This window comes from Micromonospora sp. DT44 (assembly GCF_049841635.1).
GTDB lineage: Bacteria > Actinomycetota > Actinomycetes > Mycobacteriales > Micromonosporaceae > Micromonospora.
In genome coordinates this window covers 118,804-134,770 of the sequence record NZ_JBNCKS010000011.1, presented here as the reverse complement: position 1 = coordinate 134,770, position 15,967 = coordinate 118,804, and the positions used below count along the sequence as shown (strand labels likewise).

General features: G+C 73.6%; 11 protein-coding genes. 8 read left to right on the top strand and 3 right to left on the bottom strand.

Features of this window, described 5'->3' with window-relative positions:
• Positions 1 to 112: 112 nt before the first annotated feature.
• Positions 113 to 5,737, bottom strand: coding sequence for a GH92 family glycosyl hydrolase (locus ACLQ25_RS09060; protein ID WP_425730451.1), 5,625 nt, complete (start codon positions 5,735 to 5,737; stop codon positions 113 to 115).
• 218 nt (positions 5,738 to 5,955) lie between these two features.
• A complete protein-coding gene (locus ACLQ25_RS09055; RefSeq protein ID WP_425730450.1) occupies positions 5,956 to 7,113 on the bottom strand; it encodes a hypothetical protein in 1,158 nt (385 codons plus the stop codon).
• Between ACLQ25_RS09055 and ACLQ25_RS09050 the strand changes: the two genes are divergently transcribed.
• The 8 genes from ACLQ25_RS09050 (at position 7,091) to ACLQ25_RS09015 (ending at position 15,077) form a co-directional block, all read left to right on the top strand.
• On the top strand, positions 7,091 to 7,531 hold the full coding sequence (locus tag ACLQ25_RS09050; RefSeq protein WP_425730449.1) for an Hsp70 family protein: 441 nt from the start codon (positions 7,091 to 7,093) through the stop codon (positions 7,529 to 7,531). The two genes, ACLQ25_RS09055 and ACLQ25_RS09050, sit on opposite strands and share 23 nt — an antisense overlap.
• Before the next feature lie 5 nt (positions 7,532 to 7,536).
• Positions 7,537 to 10,104, top strand: coding sequence for a LuxR C-terminal-related transcriptional regulator (locus tag ACLQ25_RS09045; protein ID WP_425730448.1), 2,568 nt, complete (start codon positions 7,537 to 7,539; stop codon positions 10,102 to 10,104).
• A gap of 25 nt (positions 10,105 to 10,129) precedes the next feature.
• On the top strand, positions 10,130 to 12,112 hold the full coding sequence (locus ACLQ25_RS09040) for a nitrate- and nitrite sensing domain-containing protein (RefSeq protein ID WP_425730447.1): 1,983 nt from the start codon (positions 10,130 to 10,132) through the stop codon (positions 12,110 to 12,112).
• Complete coding sequence (locus tag ACLQ25_RS09035; RefSeq protein WP_425730446.1) at positions 12,109 to 12,558, top strand: roadblock/LC7 domain-containing protein; 450 nt, start codon at positions 12,109 to 12,111, stop codon at positions 12,556 to 12,558. The genes ACLQ25_RS09040 and ACLQ25_RS09035 overlap by 4 nt, the downstream gene beginning before the upstream one ends.
• Positions 12,536 to 12,916: a DUF742 domain-containing protein gene (locus ACLQ25_RS09030; protein ID WP_425730445.1), complete on the top strand. Its 381-nt coding sequence runs from the start codon at positions 12,536 to 12,538 to the stop codon at positions 12,914 to 12,916. The genes ACLQ25_RS09035 and ACLQ25_RS09030 overlap by 23 nt, the downstream gene beginning before the upstream one ends.
• Positions 12,917 to 12,987: 71 nt before the next feature.
• Positions 12,988 to 13,722, top strand: coding sequence for a cellulose binding domain-containing protein (locus ACLQ25_RS09025; protein ID WP_425730444.1), 735 nt, complete (start codon positions 12,988 to 12,990; stop codon positions 13,720 to 13,722).
• A gap of 68 nt (positions 13,723 to 13,790) precedes the next feature.
• Positions 13,791 to 14,171, top strand: coding sequence for a YccF domain-containing protein (locus ACLQ25_RS09020; RefSeq protein ID WP_425730443.1), 381 nt, complete (start codon positions 13,791 to 13,793; stop codon positions 14,169 to 14,171).
• 108 nt (positions 14,172 to 14,279) lie between these two features.
• Complete coding sequence (locus ACLQ25_RS09015) at positions 14,280 to 15,077, top strand: SAM-dependent methyltransferase (protein WP_425730442.1); 798 nt, start codon at positions 14,280 to 14,282, stop codon at positions 15,075 to 15,077.
• Positions 15,078 to 15,111: 34 nt separating this feature from the next.
• Here the strand turns inward: ACLQ25_RS09015 and ACLQ25_RS09010 are convergent, their stop codons facing one another.
• The gene (locus tag ACLQ25_RS09010) at positions 15,112 to 15,861 is read right to left on the bottom strand and encodes a cellulose binding domain-containing protein (protein ID WP_425730441.1); all 750 of its coding nucleotides are present in this window, start codon (positions 15,859 to 15,861) and stop codon (positions 15,112 to 15,114) included.
• Positions 15,862 to 15,967 lie beyond the last annotated feature (106 nt).

Here is a 15,967-nt window from a genome sequence, read left to right as displayed (position 1 = left end):
GGTGGGGGCTCGGGCTGGCCCCCGCCCGGGGGTCGGGGTGCCGGGGGGCCCTGCTGTACGGGGGGCGGGGCGGGCGTCCCGGCCCGCCCCCCCCGACTGATGTGCTTCCGGCCTACTTCGTGCCGGTGACCGTGAACGGTCGGGACACCGTCGCCTTCGAGCGGGACCCGGACAGCGTCACGCTGGTGACTCCGGGCTCCGTCGAATCCGGGACGCCGACGGTACCGCCGGCGACGATGCCGTCACCGTTCGCGCGCACCGTGCCGACCCGACGGCCGTCGCCGAGGCTGACCGAGATCTCCTCGTTCGGTGCGAAGCCGGAGCCGTCGACCGTGATCGACGTGCCACGCGGCGCGGACGGCGTGGGCAACGACAGGCGCGGCTGGTAGGCCGGGTCCGTCGAGCCCACGGTCACCTGCACGGTTGCCGTCGCCGGCGTACCGGAGGACGCGCCGGTGGCGCGGACGGCGTACCGCCCCGGTGGCGTGTCCCCGGAGGTCGCGACGGTCGCGCGGACCGTGCCCGTCGCGGACGCCGAGACCGTCACCTCGCGGGTCGTGCCGGCCGCGAGGCCCACCGTCACCCGCTCGCCGGCGGCGAACCCGCTGCCGACGACCGTGACCGCGTCGCCGGCGGCGACGGACTGCGTGCCGGACACCGCGAGGGTGGTGGCCGCCCCGGCCCGCCGGACGGTGACGGTGAAGCTCGAGGTGCTGCTGGACACCGTGTCCCACGCGGTGACGCGCACCGTGTAGGTGCCCTCACGGGCGTAGGTGTGCCGGCCGCTCAGCGCGCCGTCCGCACCGACCGTGGCGCCGTCCGGAACCGTGCCGTCGCCCCACTGGACGCGGGCGTGGTAGCCGGTCGTGTCGGGAAGACCGCCGGTCACCGATCCGAGGTTCGCCGTGAGGACCTGCCCGGCGTCGACGCTCTGGTCGCCAGGGGCGGCGGTCACCAGCGCGGCAGCCGGCGTGCCGTCGTCGGCGACGGCGAACACGTGGATCCGGCCCGCCGAGCGCGGGTCGCCGGTCTGCGTCGGCAGGGTCACCGAGACCAGCGTCCTACCCGCCGGGATCTGGTACGGCGTGGTGGCGAACAGGAACGGCTGGGCGCCGTCGCGGCTCGTGCCACTGAGCCGGTACGCGGACTTCGCGACCACGACGTTGCCGTACGACGGTGTGCCGTTGGCGTTGCCGCCCAGTGTCCAGTCACTGAACTGGATCGGAATGCTCGCGGTGCTGCCGTCGCCGAAGGTCGCCGTACCGGTGGTTGCCTGGTTGCCCTGCGTACCGGCGCCGATGAACGAGATGCTCCGGGCGTCGGCGGGCAGGCGCAGGGAAATCGTCGCGCCGTTGCCGGTGGCGTTGTCCGGCTGCCCGGCCGGGACCTGCGGCAGGGTGAAGCCCAGCGGGGTGCCCGGCACCTGGTGCCGCTGCCCCTGGGTCACGCCGGCCGCCGAGAGTGCCGCCCGCGAGTACGCCCACGACTTCGCGTCGCAGTCCGCCGCGAGGGTGCCCTCGTCGCCGACACACACGGTGTCGAATGCCGCGGTGAGGCCGGAGTTCGCCGCGTACGCGACGTCGACGCCGACCGTCACCGAGCCCTGACCGACGCCGTCGGTCACCGTGACGCTCGCCTGGTGGTAGCCCGGCGTGGCGTAGGTGTGCTCGCCGCTGACGCGGTAGACCTCGCGGGAACTCAGCGTCAGGGTGCCCTCGGTGGCCGGTGAGCCGTCACCCCAGTCGATGGTGGCCCGGTAGTCGTCGGCGACGCCGCCGGTGACGGTGGCCAGAGCCATCGTGGCGGGCGCGCCGGAGCGGGCGTGCACGCCATCGGCGGCGGTCACCGTGATGTCACCGCCGCTCAGGTCGAGGTCGCCCCCGGCGAGCAGCTCGATCTCGGCGAGGGTCGGCTGTGCCGCGCCGACGGTCTTCGTCACGACGAGGCGGAACTGGGAGTACCGCCCGGGCCTGTCGATCCGGAACGGCCGGGTCTGGTTGCGCCAGCGGAACACCTCGCCCGCCCGCGCGTCCAGCGTGCTCCAGGTGAGGCCGTCGGTGGAGCCCTGCAACCGCCAGTCCGCCGGGTCGCCCGCGGTCGCGCCGGAGGTGATGGTGTAGTAGGTCGGCTTCTGCCGGCCGCCACGGGTCGCCCAGCCGATCTGCGGCGTGCCCGACGACGTCGTGAGCTGGGTGGTGGACGAGTCGTCGAACAGCGTCGACGCGTCCGGACCGCCGCTGACGGTTGCGGTACCGAGGCCCGGCCCGGTGACGTCCCGCAAAGGCTGCGGTATGGCGTCGCCCTTGGTCAGCGACGGGGGCGTGGCGTCGCGACCGGTGCCCCAGGACGACGGGTTCGGTCCCATCTGGAAGTCGATCGTTCCGCCCTTGGCGAGCGCGGACACCTCGACGGAGACGTCGCGCTGCTTCTTGCCGTTGACCTTCACGCTCTGCACGTACACGTTGCGGTTGCTGTTGTTCGCGGCGTTGACCACGATGTCGCCGGTCGGGCGGTGGACGGTCATCCGGGTGAACTGCGGCGAGCCGATCGCCCAGTGGGTCGACCCGGCCTGCAACGGGTAGATGCCCAGCGAGCTGAGGACGTACCAGGCCGACATCTCGCCGTTGTCCTCGTCGCCCAGGTAGCCCTGGCCGATCTCGCTGCCCACGTAGAGACGCCGCAGGATCTCGCGCACGGCCGCCTGCGTCTTCGCCGGAGCGCCGGCGACGTCGTACAGGTACGGGATGTGGTGCGACGGCTGGTTGCTCATGCCGAGCTGCCCCATCCGCACCGCGCGGGCCTCGATCATCTCGTGGATGACGCCGCCGTAGCCGCCCGGGCGGTCGGCGTTCTCCGGAGTGACGAAGAAGGTGTCGAGCTTGTCGCGCAGCGCCTTCTGCCCGCCGTACAGGTTGATCAGGCCCTGCGGGTCCTGCTGTGCGGTGAACGCGAAGTTCCAGCCGTTGGTCTCGGTGTAGACGCCGCCCCAGTCCAGCGGGTCACCGGCGAGGAAGGTACCGGCCGCGTCGCGGCCCTGGAAGAGCTTCGTTTTGGAATCGAAGAGGTGCACGTAGTTGCGGGCCCGCTCCAGGAAGTACCGGGACTCCTCCTTGAGCTGGTCGCGCCGCGACTTCGGCGTGGCCGGGTCCTTCGCCAACGCGGCGGCCATGTTGCCGATGCCGTAGTCGTTGATGTAGCCCTCGAGCGCCCACGACACCGACTCGCCGGTGCTGGTCGGCGTGTAGCCGAGGAACAGCGATGTCTCGATGCCCTTGCGGCCGACCGCGCCGCGTCCGGACGCGACGGTCGCGTCCTTGACGGCCGCGTCGTACGCCGCGAGCGGGTCGGGCAGCTTGACCCCGGTGAGGTACGCCTGCGCCAGGGCCACGTTCGCGCTGGTGCCGGTCATCAGGTCGGCGTAGCCGGGCGACGACCAGCGGGCGATCCAGCCGCCGTCGCGGTAGTGCTGGATGAACCCGTCCGAGATCTTCGCGGCGACGTCCGGGTAGAGCAGCGAGTACGCGGGCCACACCGTGCGGTAGGTGTCCCAGAACCCGTTGTTGACGTAGATCTGCCCGTCGACGATCTTCGCGCCGGTCCGGGTGGCGGTCGACGTGCCGGTCGGCGCGGACACCGGGCTGGCGTACTGCCAGCGGGGAGCGGCGGCGGTGCCGGTGTTCTCCGACTGCGAGTTCGGGTAGAGGTTCAGCCGGTACAGGTTCGAGTACATGGTGACGAGCTGCGTCTCGGTCGCGCCCCGCAGCTCGACCCGGCCGAGGCGGTCCTTCCAGGCGGCGGTGGCGGCGTCCCGGATCGCGTCGAAGCTCCGGCCGGTCACCTCCAGGTCGAGGTTGCGACGGGCCTGCTCGACGGAGAGGAACGAGGTCGCGATCCGCATCGTGACCTGACGGTTCGCGGAGACGTCGAAGGTCGCGGACGTCGCCGTGACGGCTGCCGGCGCGCGGTCGAACTCACCGGACACGAACATCCGGCTACGTCCGGCCGAGAGGCCGCTTCCGTTGTCGACCCAACCGGTGAACGTGCTGTCGGCGCCGAGGGTGAAGGTGCCCTTGGAGAACACGAGACTTCCGGTGGACGGTCCCGGTCCGAAGGCGAACCGCATGATGCCGGCGTGGTCGGTCGGCGTCATCTCGGCGACCAGGCCGTTCTGTAGCACGACCCGGTAGAGGTCGGGCCGTGCCGTCTCGTCGTCGTGGCGGAAGGCCAGCGCCCGGCTGGCGGGCGCTCCGGTGAGGGGGCCGTCGCCGGCCACCGGCATCACCGACATCTGGTTGCGGTCGCCCATCCAGGGGCTGGGCTCGTGGGAGATCGCGAGGCCCTGCAACGTGGGCAGGTTGGCGGCGTTGTTGGCGCGGTGGTAGTCGTACTCCCAGGAGTCCGAGGTCGCGTCGGTCACCGGGGTGAAGAAGTTGAACCCGTTGGGTACGGCGGTGATCGGCAGGTTGTTGCCGCGCGAGAACCCGCCCGTGGAGTTGGTGCCGCGGCGGGTGTCGACGTAGTTCGTCAGCCGAGACCCGTCGATCGTCGCCGGGCTCGGAGTCAGTTCGACGTCGTCGAGCCACCCCTTAAAGAGGGTCTCCTCGGTGGCCTGCGGGTCGTCGTAGGCGAGCAGGACGCGGTCGATCGTCTTGCCGCGCGCGACGGCGCCGACGTCGGCGCTGACCGCGTTCCACTGGTCGGCGAAGAGCACCTTCGAGGCGCCCTGGCCGGCCGGGGTCAGCGGGTTGCCGTGCTGGTCGACGGCCGAGCGCGCACTGAGGTAGCTGCCGTCGGTGAAGTGCAGGTCGACCGAGGCGTAGGTGGACGGGTAGCGGGCGTCCTGGCCGGTGAACTCGGGGAAGATCCGGTACGACAGGTGGGTGTTCGGTCCGACCGGGATGTCGACGTCGAACAGCTTGTTCGTCGCGTACGAGCGGCCGTCGGTCTGGGCGCCACCGTAGTAGCGCAACGCGGCCAGCCCGGTGAAGCCGACGCCCGGCTTCGTCGTGTACCCACCGGCCGGGCCGGGGCCGATCTCGGTGACCATGGGCGTGGCCGGCGGTCGGACGTCCGAGCCGTCGCTGATGTCCCAGCTCGCGAGCTGGGTGAGGGTGTCGCCGGAGTTCGCGGAGACCACCAGCCGGTACCAGCCGTAGGCCGTCGTGTTGGTGACGCCGTACCTGTTGGTGGCGAACCGCTTGGCGAAACTCTGCTTCGTCTGGCGGTCCAGGTCGACCCAGGCGCTGCCGTCGGTGGACCCCTGGAGGGTGAAGTCGCGGGGATCGCGGCCCGGCTCGTCGTCCGCCGAGGTCAGCGCGTACCGCTTGACGACCGCTGGCTTCGCCAGCTGGTACGTCACCCACGCGGTCGATTCGAACGCCAGCCACTTGGTCGACGGGTTCCCGTCGGCGAGGTTCGCCGCGATCTCGTTCGGCGGGTTCTGGGCGCTCGCGGTGACGGCCTCGACCTGGCCGAGCAGACTGCCGGGCAGGTTCGCGTCGCTCGATCCGCTGAGGTTGCCCTGCACGGGGCGACCCGAGCGGTCGACCTCGACGGTGCTCGTGGCGGGCTGCGGGTCGGCCGACTCGAACGAGGAACGGAAGGCGCCCGGTGGCGGGGCGCTCGGCGCGGCGCTGGCCAGCGGCGCGGCGACGACCATCCCCAGGGGAAGCAGGACGGCGGTTGTCGCCACGGCTATCCGCAGGGAGACGGCGCGCGTACGGGGGAGATACGGCATGGGGGCGGGACCTTTCGACTCGATCCGGTCGAGTACGTCGAGCGTCTGGGTGGCAGTGGAGGGTGGGCCGGCTCTGACATCGTTGTCATCGGGCGTGCCTGACAAGCGAGGGCAGATCCGGTGGATGTTGGGCAGATGCTTCCGGGCAACCACGGCCCTGTCAATGGGTTGATCGCCGTGAAACGCGCCCGTAGCGTCCCGGGTGGACTCGTGGCCGCTCAGCGACCGCCCGCCGCCAGCTCGGCCAGCATCCCCTCGCAACTGCGCACGACCACCTCGGCACCACGCCGCTGGGTCAGTGGGAGCAGCGGATCCTCCGCCCGGTCCCGCCACCGCCACTGGGCGTCGGCGGCGGTCTCCCAGAGCCGTTGGGTGGTCGCTTTGTGCTCGACACCGAGCCGGGCGGCCAGGGAGACGCCCTCGCCGCCGACCAGCCGCTGCGCCTCGGCGGCCAACTCGGCGTCGAAACCGAGACGGGCGTTGCGCAACGCCACCAGCAGGCGCAACTCACGGAACTCGTGCGCGCCCGCCAAGATCTGCTCGATCGCGCCGACCAACTCGTCGCTGCCCCGGACCGGCTCGGCCCGCACCAGGGACTCCACGGCGGCCAGCGCCGAGCGCGCCTTGAGCGCGTCGCGCCGATCGACGAAACAGCGGGTCATCGACTCACGCAGCTCGGTGAGCCCACTGCGCCGGATCAGCTCGGCCGACATCGCCACCCGGGTGTCGAACCCACCGCGTACCAGCGTCGTGGCCAGCCGGATACCGAAGAGGCCGAACCGGTCCAGCAGGCCCGCGCGCACCTCGGGGTCGAGGCGCACCGGAAGTTCGCCACGGACGAAGCGGTCGGCGGAGAGCAGGTGGGGCTCCAACCCGGCGCGGGGCACCCCGGCCAGCGTCGCCAGCGCGGCGAAGTCGGACTCGCCGAGCAGCCGACCCGCGAGGCCGACGGCTCCACTGCACGCCACCACGTTGACGGCCAACGCGCCCACCCGGGGATCACGGTGGTGCCGACGGGCCAACTGTCGGGCGGTGAGCAGCCCGTCGATCCGGCCACCGCCCACCTCGTCCGCCCGGGACAACACCATGATCACGTTGACCGGGGCGGCCTGCCCGACGGCACTGTCCCGACCGGACTCCAGCACCCGCAGATCGCTGTCGCGGCCATCCCGGGTCAGGAACAACACCGCGTCCGCGTCGGCCAGCACCCGGTCCAGCACCGGCGCGTGCCCCTGCTCGTCGACCGCGCTGAGCGCCGGGGTGTCGACGAGCGTCACCTGCCGCAGCGCCCGCGTCGGCCACCGCACGACGATGTCGCGTACCTCCCCGGCACGCCAGCCGAGATCCACCCGCATGCCGGTCGCCGTGCAGGCCACCGTGGACCTCCTGCTGCGCACGGTGCGGGGCGCCGGCCTGACGCCGACACAGCTCGACGGCGTCCTGTTGGCCGGCGGCTCGACCCGCATCCCGCTGGTCACCGAGCTGATCAGCACGGCGCTCAATGTGCCGGTCGAGGTCGAGCCGGACGCGCAGCTCACCGCCGCCACCGGAGCGGCGAGCGCCGCCTGCCAGGTGGTGTCACCCCGGCCGCGCCCTGGACCTCCGGCCCCGGTCCGCGATCCGGCGCCGGTCCCGGGTGGTGGCCGAGCGAGCATCCCGGCCCTGCGGCGACCCCGGGACCACGCCACCGATCCGGGCGAACCGCCACCCCGACCGCCGGTCCGGATCCTGCCCCTCGACCTGCCGAAGGTGTCCCGCCTGGCACTGACGCTCAGCCGGGGACGCGAAGGATGACCACAATGATCATGAACGACCTCGTCGACTCCCGACTGGTGCTGGGCCGGGCGCCCAGGGCCCTGCTGGACAGGGTCGCCGACGATCCGGTCGCGCCGCTCACCGTCGGCCTGGCCGGCCCTGCCGGGCACGGCAAGACCGCCCTGCTCGCCGAGCTGACGCGCATCCAGCAACGGGCCGGCGTCACCGTACGCACGGGTGTTCCCGGGCCGGGCGAGCCCGTCGACCCGGACGACCTGATCCTGGTCGACGACGCGCACCTGCTCGACGACGAGCGAATCGGCGTGCTGCTGCGCCTGGTCGCCACCCGCCGGCACCGGCTGGTTGTCGCCCACCGCCCCTGGCCGCGGTCGGCAGCCCTCACCGAGCTGGTCGACACGCTGCGCCGCGACGGGCAGGCCGTGCTGCTCGGGCCGTTCACCCGGGAGCAGACCGAGGCCTTCGTCGCTGCCGTCCCCGAGTTGACCCAGCGCGCCGAGCTCGTCGACTTCGTACACACGCAGACCGGGGGCGTCCCCCGCGACGTCGAGCGGCTCACCCGTGGCCTGCGCGCGGCACCGAGCCTGACCACCGTCCCGGCCGAGCCGCCCCGAACCGTCGTCCTCGAGTTCGCGCCGGAGCTGGAGATCCAGCCCGCCCCCGTACGACGACTGTTGCTCGCGGTCGCGGCCGGCATACCGCTACCGGTGGCCATGCTCGGCCCGCTCCTGAATCAGGAGCCGGAGGCGGTCGACGAGCTGATCGCCACGACCCGGGCGGCCGGGCTGATCGGCGCGGACGGCCGGCTCACCCCGCTGGTCCGCCGGGCCGTCACCACGCTCAGCCCGGCCACCGAGCGCAGCGCCCTCTGGCGACGCCTCACCGAGTTGCAACTCGCCCGGGGCGGTCCGGTGCTACCGCTGGTCCGCTCGCTGCTCGCGGTGGGCGTCCTCGGTGACTGTCCGGCTCCGACACTCGCCGCGGCGGCGCAGGAGGCGCTTGCCGACGAGCCGGCCTTCGCCGCCGAGCTGTTCGCCGCCGCCACCGCGGCCGGGCACCCGACCGGCGCCCGGCAGGCTCTCGCGGCCGCGCTCGCCGGTGACCTCGACGACGCGCTGCGCCTGGCGGACCGGCTGCTGACCACCGCCGACCCGGAGGTCCGCGCCGAGGCGGCCGCGGTGGCCGCGACCGCGCTGGCGCACCGGGGCCATGCCAGCCGTAGCGTCGAGTTGTACCGGTGGTCGGGCACCGCCTCGTCGGTGGCGTTCGCCTGCGTGGGCGGGTTCGCCATCGGCGACCTGACCGCCGACGGGCCGCGCGTGGACGAGCCCGCCGGCGCACCGCCCACCCTGCACGCGAGCGCCGCCCGGCTGATGGCCGACGGAGTACGCGAGGGCGTCACCGGCACGCCGAGCGCGGCGCTCTCCGCGCTCGTGCAGTCCGCCGCCCTGCTGGAGCCGGACGGTCGGGCGGCCCTCCTGCCGGACAGTCCAGCCGCGCTGGCCGCGCTGACCGCCGTGCACTGTGGCGAACTGGACATCGCCGAGCGGGTCCTGCACCGCGCGCAGGCCGGCGGTGTCGGCGGCCCGCTGATGGCCCGCCGGCACCGGCTGTTTCAGGCCTGGATCCTCATGGTCCGAGGTCAGACGCTCGCGGCCGCCGAGCGCCTCGCCACGGTCACCGCCGACGAACGCCCGTTGGAGTCCCGCGACCTGCTCTTCGCCGCCGCGCTGCGGATGGGCATCGCCCGGCGCACCAGCGACCTCGGCGCGCTCAAGCGGGGGTGGGGCCAGGCGCTGGAGGCGGTGGTCCGCCACGGGGTCGACCTGTTCACGCTGCTGCCGCTGGGCGAACTGGCCATCGCGGGCGCGCGGCTCGGTGACGTGGCCCGGTTGGCGCCCTACCTGCGGGAGGGCGCCGCCCTTCTCGACCGACTCGGCACACCGACCCTGTGGAGTGTCCCGCTGCACTGGAGCGGCCTGCACGCCGCCATCCTGACCGGCGAGCCGACGGCCGCCGACGACCACGTCGCGGCCCTGCTCGCCGCCGCCGAGCACAGCCGCTACGCCGGTGTGGTCGCCGCGGCCGCCGAGAGCTGGGTCGAGGTACTACGGGGTGTGGTCGACCCGGTACGGGTCGAGGCCGCCGCCCGGGGCCTGCACGACACCGGACTGTGCTGGGACGGCGCGCGCCTCGCCGGTCAGGCCGCGATCCGCACCGCGGACCGGCGGGCGATGACCACCCTGCTCGAGTGCGCCCGGGTGCTCCAGGGTCGGCCGGCCGGTGCGCCCGGTGGGCAGCGCCCGAGCGACGGCGCGACCGCCACGCCGGTCGCCGCCGCCGGCCCCACCCAGCAGGGGCTGAGCGACCGCGAGTACGAGGTGGCCGAGCTGGTGCTGGCCGGGCTGACCTACCGGGAGATCGGTGACCGGCTCTTCATCTCGGCCAAGACCGTGGAGCACCACGTGGCGCGCATGCGCAACCGGCTGCACTGCGCCAACCGGGCGGAGCTGCTGGCGTTGCTGCGGACGATGGTCGCCGACCGGGCCAGCGACGCCGCCGGGCAGCCGTGGCCGCAGCGGTCGGCCCGATGAGCCGGCGCACCGGACGGAGCGCCACGTGACGCGCGCCCGACGACCGGGGGTCCGGCTCGTCGCGACGGCGGCGGTGCTGCTCACGTTGTGGTCGTACGCGGCCTGCCTGACCGGCCAGGACGCCCTGGACCTGCTGCGGGTGCGGGCCCTGGCCGACACCCTGGGCCAGCCCATCGACCGGCTGGTCCTGAGCCTGCAGACCGAGCGCCGGGCGACCGCCGAGACGCTGGCCGACGCCGCTCCCGCGCGGGCCACGCTGGCCGGGGCGCGGGCGGCGACCGACGTGGCGGCGGCACAGGTCCGGGCGTTCGGGAACGGTCACGACCTTCGCCTGCTCAGCGCGGGGGCGGTCCGCGACCGGGCCGAGACCCTGATCCGGAGGCTGAACGGGCTGGGGGCGATCCGGTCCCGGGTGGACGACGGGCAGCTCGACCAGGCGGGCGCGGTCGACGGGTACGACCAGCTCGTCGACGCCGCCTTCGACGTGTACGGACCGGAGTGGGGCGCGTACGAGAGCAGGCTGGCGGTCGACACCCGCGCGGTGATCGCGCTGGCCCGTGCCCGTGAGCTGCTGGCCAGGGAGGACACTCTGGTCACGGCGGCCGTCCTGAGTGGTCGACTGAGCGCCGAGGAGCGTCGCCGGCTGGTCGAGCTGGTGGCCGTCCAGCGGTACGCCCGGGCCGAGGCGACGGGCGGTCTGCCGGCCGGCGGCCAGGGCGCGTACCAGCGGCTCGTGGCGGGCCCCGAGTTCGCGGGCCTGCTCGCCGTGGAGGACACGCTGCTGCGCACGGACCGGGCCGACGCGCTGCGCGGGGTCAGCGCGCAGGAGTGGCGCGCGGCGGCGGACCCCGCCCTCGGCGCGCTGCACGAGCTGGTGACGTCGACCGCCCGCGCGAGCGTCGAACGGGCCACACCCGGCGCCGCGGTGATCGTGGGGCGGACCGGCCTGGTGGTGGGTCTCGGGCTGATCGCCGTACTCGCGGTGCTGCTGGGCTGGGCCAGGACCGTACGCCGCAGGCCCGAACACGAAGCCCCGTCGGGCGCCGACCAGCCTCGGTCGGAACCGCCGACCGCGCCCGTCGACCGTCTGCCTCCCGTGCCGCCGGTTGCCGAGAACGGCGGCGGTCAGGGCGGCGGGCCGGCGCGGGAACGTCACGCGACCGATCTGTTCCTGGGGATCACCCGGCGCAACCAGGCTCTGCTGCGCGACCAGCTCGACCTGCTCGACGCGATGCAGCGGCGGGAACACGACGCCTCGGAGGCCGACGAGCTGTTCCAGCTCGACCATCTCACCACCCGCATCCGCCGCAACGTGGAAAAGGTGATCACCCTCGCCGGGGCGCGGCCCGCGCGCCGCTGGCGACGCCCGGTCCCCCTGCTCGACGTGACGCGCGGCGCGGTCGCCGAGGTGCCCGAGTACCACCGGGTGCTGGTGGCGCCGCACTGGCCGTGGTCGCTCGCCGGCCCCGCCGTCACCGACGTCGTGCACCTGCTGGCCGAGCTGATCGAGAACGCCCTGACCTTCTCGACCACCGACACCACGGTCCGGGTCACCGGCGAGCACCGGCCCCACGGCTGCGCGATCGTGGTGGTCGACGACGGTCCCGGCCTCGACGCCACCGCGCTCGACGAGGCGAACCGCCTGCTCGCCAGCCCGCCGAACGACCCGCCGAGCGACGCCGGAGGGCTGTACGCGGCCGCCCTGCTGGCCGCCCGGTGCGGTGCCCGGGTCATCCTGCGGCCCAGCCGACGCGGCGGGACGGCCGCCATCGTGCACCTGCCGGCCGAGCTGGTCACCGTGACCGGCGGCCCGGACGCGACGTCGCCGGGGCCCATGTACCGGCCGATGCCCGGCGCGGCCGAGGTGCCCGACGCCGCCCCGCCGGGCAGTGCCGACGGGCTGCCGATGCGGATCCGTCAATCCGGGCCGCCCGTGCCCGGCCCCGGCAACGCCGGCCCCGAGACCGTCGAGCTGCCGATCACGAGAACAACGAGGAGACATCGATGACGCACGCAGTGGTCACCGAGGACAGCCTGACCGGCGCGCTGGACCGCCTGGTGGACCGGGTACGCGGTGCGGAATTCGCCGTGGTGCTCTCCCCGGACGGGCTCCCGCTCGGCGGTTCCCGGCAGGTGCAGGCGAAGCTGGCCGAAGAGATCTCCGGGATCGTCGCCGGCCTGTTGGCGCTGGGACTGGCCGCCACCCGGACGTGCGACGCGGGCGAGCTGCGCCAGATCGTGGTGCAGATGTCGCGGGCGTTCCTCTTCGTGGCCACCATCTCGAACGGGACGATCCTGACCGTGCGGATCTCCGGCGACGAGGTAGAGGTGGGCGACATGGCGTACGAGGTCGCGCTCTTCGTCGGGCAGGCCGAACGGCACCTGCCGATCCGCCTGGAGACCGCCGCCGCGGCGAGGAGCGGAGATTCTGGTGCCCAGCGCCGGCTCGGCTGACGAGGCGTGGTACGACGACGACGCCGGCCCGGTCGCCCGTCCGTACACGATAACCGGTGGGCGTACGACGCCGGAGCGCGGCCGGTTCGACCTGATCTCACTGGTGGTCGCGCGGCGGTCGGCGACGTCGCCCACGTCGCTCTTCCCCGAACAGGCGCGGATCGTCGAGCTGTGTCACCATCCAGTGTCGGTGGCTGAGGTCAGCGCCGAGCTGGATCTGCCCCTCGGCACCGTTCGGGTCCTCCTCGGTGACCTGCTGGGGGCGGGGTTGGTCGAGACGCACGAACCGCCGTCGCTGTCGGAGCTGCCGTCGCAGGAGCTGCTCGAGTCGATACTCGTCGGGCTGCGCGCCCTGTGACCGCTCGGGTGCCACCGCGACCCAGCGGTCGTGGGCGGGCGTCCGGCGACGAAGTGAAGGGGAGAAAGGCAGTGCCGGCAACACCGCCGCAGCCACGGCGTACTGTGGCGATCATCCTGCTGGACCGGATCGTGGCCGCTGCCACAGCTCTACGGCGGGTGGTCACCGGCCGGGCCGACGTGTCGCGGGCCACCTGGGTCGCCGTATTCGCGGCGCTCGGGGTGGTGGTGGCGACGGTGGTCTCGATCGTCGGCGTGGTGCGTACCCCGGAGCAGCTCGCGCCGGTGACCCTGGACGCGCCCCCGTCGGTGGACCAGTTGGGCACGCCGGGCCCGGAAACGCCCCGGGGGCAGGCACAGCCGGCCGCCACCAGCCCGACCACCGTGGGGTCGCCCTCGGCCAGCGCGGCGCGGCCACCCGTCGAGCCGCCGTCCAGCGCGCCGGCCGTGACCCCCTCGTCGGCCTCGCCGACCCCGGCCGCCCTCGCCGCCGACTTCGTCATCGAGGACAAGGCGCTGCTCAGCTACGGCGCGACCGTGACGATCAGCAATCCGGGGCCGGTGCCGGCGACGCGGTGGACGCTGACCATCACGCTGCCCCGGGAGTCGCTGCGGATCAGCGCGGTCGAGGGCGCGCGGGCCACCCAGGACGGCACGGTGTGGACGTTCGTGCCGGACGGCAGCGTGGGGCAGGTGCCGGGCAGCGCCTCGACGCGGGTGACCTTCCGGGTCAACGGCGCGGCGGTCGGCGCGACGCCGACGGCGTGCACGATCGACGGGATCGCCTGCGGCGGCCTGTCGGACTGAGCCCCGGCCGCCGGGTCGGTCCCGACGGCGGTCCGGACCCGGTGGCGAGCATCGCTCATGCTGAAGGGGTGATTCGCTTCGTCCTGAACGTCCTGTGGCTCATCTTCGGCGGCGGCCTCGTGCTGGCGATCGGCTACGGCTTCGCCGCGCTGATCTGCTTCCTGCTGGTCGTCACCATCCCGTTCGGCGTCGCCGCGCTGCGCCTCGCCGTCTACTCGCTGTGGCCCTTCGGCCGCACGCTGGTGCCCAAGCCGGGCGCGGGCGTCGGCTCCGGGGTGGCGAACGTGCTCTGGGTGGTGCTGGCTGGTTGGTGGCTGGCCCTGTCCCACATCCTCGCCGGCATCGCGCTCTGCGTGACGATCATCGGGATCCCCTTCGGCATCGCCAACTTCAAGCTCGTTCCGGCCGCCTTCTGGCCGCTGGGCCGGGAGGTCGTCGAAGCGCCGTGACACGTCGACGGGTCGCCCGTCCCGGCTGCGGGCGACCCGGTCCAGGTCGGCGGCGTCGATAGTGGACAATTCGTTTCACCCCGACGGACCCCTCGATAGGAGCCTGGCATGGCCGGCCCGGATGCCGAACTCACCGCGACGCTTCAGCCCGACGTGCCGCACGCGGCGCGGATCTGGAACTACTGGATGGGCGGCAAGGACAACTTCCAGTCGGACCGGGCGGCCGGTGACGCGGTCGCGGAGGTCTACCCGGAGATCGTCCTGATGGCGCAGCATTCCCGCCGCTTCCTGGTCCGGGCGGTCCGGTACCTGGCCGCCGAGGCCGGCATCCGGCAGTTCCTGGACATCGGCACCGGCCTGCCGACCATGCAGAACACTCACGCGGTCGCCCAGGGCATCGCGCCCGACGCGCGGATCGTCTACGTCGACAACGACCCGATGGTTCTCGTGCACGCCCGCGCGCTGCTGGCCAGCACGACCGCGCAGGGTGTCACGACGTACGTGCCGGCCGACTACCACGACCCGGAGGCCATCCTGGCCGAGGCGACGCGGACGCTCGACTTCGACCAGCCGATCGCCGTCATGTTCATGGGCGTGCTGGGGTACGAGCCGGACCTGGAGGTGGTGCGCTCGATCGTCGGGCGGACGATGGACGCGACCGCCTCCGGCAGCCACCTGGTGCTCTGGGACGGCACCAACACCAGCCCGCAGGTGGTCTCCGGGGCGCAGCGGCTGGCCGAGAACGGCGGTGTCCCGTACATCCTGCGCAGCCCGGAGGATCTCGCCGGTTGCTTCGCCGGGTTGACGCTGGTGGAGCCCGGTCTCGTGCCGATCCCGCTGTGGCGACCCGACGAGGCCGACGCCCGGGGGATCGACGCCTACGGCGCGGTGGCCCGCAAGCCCTGACGCGACGCCGACCCCCCGGGTACGTCACCTGGGGTCAGCGAGCGCAGGTCAGCGTCAGCCCGGCCGGCGGCGCGCTGGCCGTCGCGAGCAGGCCGAACGTCGTCGACCCGTCCGGCGCCAGCGTTCCGTTGTACGGTGCGTTGCGCACCACCACATCGGGGCCGGCCGGGTCGACGACACCGCCCCACACCGCCTGGATCCGCTCGTCGCCGGCCCAGCGCCACGAGACGCGCCACTGGTCCATCGGTTGCGTGCCGACGTTGCGGACCGTCACCGTGGCGACGAATCCGGTGCCCCAGCGCGAGTCGATGGTGGCGGTCGCCCGGCAGGACGTCGGCGCGGCGGTCCGACCGCTCCCACCGTAGTAGGGCTCCCACCGGCCGTCGGAGTCGCGGAACCCGAACCAGTACTCGGTGTCGGGGGTCAGCCGGTCGAAGGTGACGGTGCCGTCGCGCTCGGCGGAGACCAACTCGGCCACCGGGTTCCGCCACGCGTAGGCGTCGTCGCGGCTGGCGAAGAGTCCGACGGTGATCGGCGGCCGGTAGCCGCACGGCGGGCTGACCGCGATGAAGTAGGCGATGGTCAGGCTGGTGGTGGTGGCCGCGGACACCCGACCGCCGATGGGCGTCACCGGCGGACAGACCGGGGTGGGTGTCGGCGCGGCCGTGACCGATGGCGTGGGCGAGGGCGTCGGCGCCGCCTGGGCGACGCCGGTCATCGCGGCCCAGCCGGTCGTGGCGGTGGTCAGGGCGATGGTCGTGAGAGCCAGGAAGATGCGACGCATCCGTACCTCCGAGAAGCCGTCGCCGTCGCGGCCACGGATGGGCGGCCGACCGTAACGGTCCGGACCTGCGCGGCGGCCGCCCGGCGGCGATCGGCATGCGGCCGCT